This is a genomic window from Neisseria sicca VK64, from assembly GCF_000260655.1.
Lineage (GTDB): Bacteria > Pseudomonadota > Gammaproteobacteria > Burkholderiales > Neisseriaceae > Neisseria > Neisseria sicca_B.
In genome coordinates, this window is sequence record NZ_AJMT01000172.1 from 1 (window position 1) to 2,062 (window position 2,062).

Sequence of the window (2,062 nt, forward strand, 5' to 3'; positions counted from 1 at the left end):
GAGATGACCGATAAAGACGGCAACCTCTTATGGTTCGGCAACTACACCGGCTGGGGTCGTCTGAAAGAGGAAATCAAGGTAACGGATAGTGCATACCAACCCTTCCGCCTGCAAAACCAGTACGCTGACCCCGAGACGGGACTACATTACAACTTCTTCAGGTATTATGAGTCTGATGCGGGGCGGTTTGTGAATCAGGATCCGATTGGGTTGTGGGGCGGAAGCAATTCGTACCAGTTTGCACCTAATACTCTAAAATGGACTGATACTTGGGGACTATTACCAAAATGTTCAGATGCAAAACGGGCTGAATGCGATAAGCAAGCTGAAATAGATGAGGCAACGTGTAGACAAATACCTGAAAAGGATAAAGCCCGAAGAAGTAGATGCTGGGCAAGTGTTCAAGAACGTTACGGGGCTTGTATATCAAATAGACCTATGCCTCCATTAGTCACATATAAAGAAAGTCATTGGAATGAATATATTGTTCCAATTTTAATTGGAACAGGAGTAGTTGCTTTTTGTGTTTTAGGAGGTGAGGGAGTATGTGCATTAAGCGCCATAGGCGGAACATTTGCGACACAATAAAAGGATGAAATTATGCATGGAATCATAGGATACAGAAAATTACATACAGAAAATGGGGAGTCTGTCGAAATTACCATATATCAACCTTTTTTTTCTGACGAATACAAAGCATATATTTGTCGATACAAAATAAGCAAGTATGATTATTTAGATGAGGGTAGAGTAATTGGTGAAGATATGTTACAAGCCATTTATTTAGCAATGATTAAACTTGGTGTTATTCTGTCTCACTCTGATTATTGGAAAAAAGAAAATTTATCTTGGAATGGAGATAAAAATCTTGGGTTTCCTTTACTTGACAATTTAAACTAGTCGTCGTCGTTCAGTAAGCGTAGGTTAGGTCTAGACCCAACAAAAACAGCAAGAGACCTTTGCAAAAATAGTCTGTTAACGAAATTTGACGCATAAAAATGCGCCAAAAAATTTCAATTGACTAAAACCTTCCTAATATTGAGCAAAAAGCAGGAAAAATCAGAAAGGTTTTGAATTTTGAAAATGAGATTGAGCATAAAATTTTAGTAACCTATGTTATTGCAAAGGTCTCAGCAAGGTCGTCTGAAATCAATTTTCAGACGACCTTGCCTACAATTCTTATCCCCAAAATACATGAAGAGGTATGGATGGAAAGTGGTCGGTCATCAGCAATGGTTTTCCGCAATGGATTAAGACAGCAAATTAAAATTAGTTACAAAGGAAATGTTTATGAAAAAAATAAATAATATTTTTATTGGACGGAATTTGTGTTTACCTAACAATTTTTTAATACCAAATTATGATACTTTTTTGTTCTTTGATTTTGGGCTTGGAATGGAGTCAGAGTTTCTTGAATATTTTTCTGACTTGTTAGATTTAGGTGGCTTTAATAAACAAGTTAATGTTTTTGATTATGATTTTAATATTATTGTAGAGAACTGGATTCTTAAGCATGGTAATTTATTAAAATATATAAAAAGAATAATAGGTTATGTGGATGATAATGATGATAATGGAATTATTATGGCAGATACTGATTTAAATTGGGTTGCGGTTCAGGATATACCTATTAATTGGGGTGTTTTTGCATTTCAAAGTTCAAAAAAAGAATCTATAAGGTTATTCAATATGATGGATCGAGATTGGTTCGTAGACATTGAAAGATTTAAGGCTATGGATAAATTATTAATAAGAGAGTTTGGAGAGGAGTTTATAAATGTTTTATTAAGCAATTACGGTAATATTCGTAGCAAACCGTAGCCTGCGTAGGCAGCTTGTATCCGGTACACACGCAGTTTCTGCCTTTCAGACGACCTCAATCCTTTTTCGAGGTCGTCTGAAATATTTATTTCGTAACAATCTAAGCCAAAATCGCCTACGAATACGGCCAGAACGGTCTGCCGACCCGGCGCACCAATGCCTTGGGACACACCTTCGGCTACCATTACGACAAAGCCCGCCGCTTAGTCGGCCTCACCAATGAAAACGGTGCGCGCTACCG

At 37.2% G+C, this 2,062-nt stretch carries 3 protein-coding genes; all 3 read left to right on the top strand.

The window, feature by feature from the left end:
- On the top strand, positions 1-588 hold a 588-nt coding region (locus HMPREF1051_RS09605), incomplete at its 5' end, for an RHS repeat domain-containing protein (RefSeq protein WP_231286305.1).
- A gap of 12 nt (positions 589-600) precedes the next feature.
- A complete protein-coding gene (locus tag HMPREF1051_RS09610) occupies positions 601-900 on the top strand; it encodes a DUF6968 family protein (RefSeq protein WP_003761235.1) in 300 nt (99 codons plus the stop codon).
- A 390-nt stretch (positions 901-1,290) separates the two neighbouring features.
- On the top strand, positions 1,291-1,821 hold the full coding sequence (locus tag HMPREF1051_RS09615; RefSeq protein ID WP_003767889.1) for a hypothetical protein: 531 nt from the start codon (positions 1,291-1,293) through the stop codon (positions 1,819-1,821).
- Positions 1,822-2,062: the final 241 nt, after the last annotated feature.

What these genes read in the sequence shown, in the direction of transcription:
- HMPREF1051_RS09615 (WP_003767889.1), top strand. Translation starts at nt 1,291, where the DNA reads ATGAAAAAAATAAATAATATTTTTATTGGACGGAATTTGTGTTTACCT.
- HMPREF1051_RS09610 (WP_003761235.1), top strand. Translation starts at nt 601, where the DNA reads ATGCATGGAATCATAGGATACAGAAAATTACATACAGAAAATGGGGAG.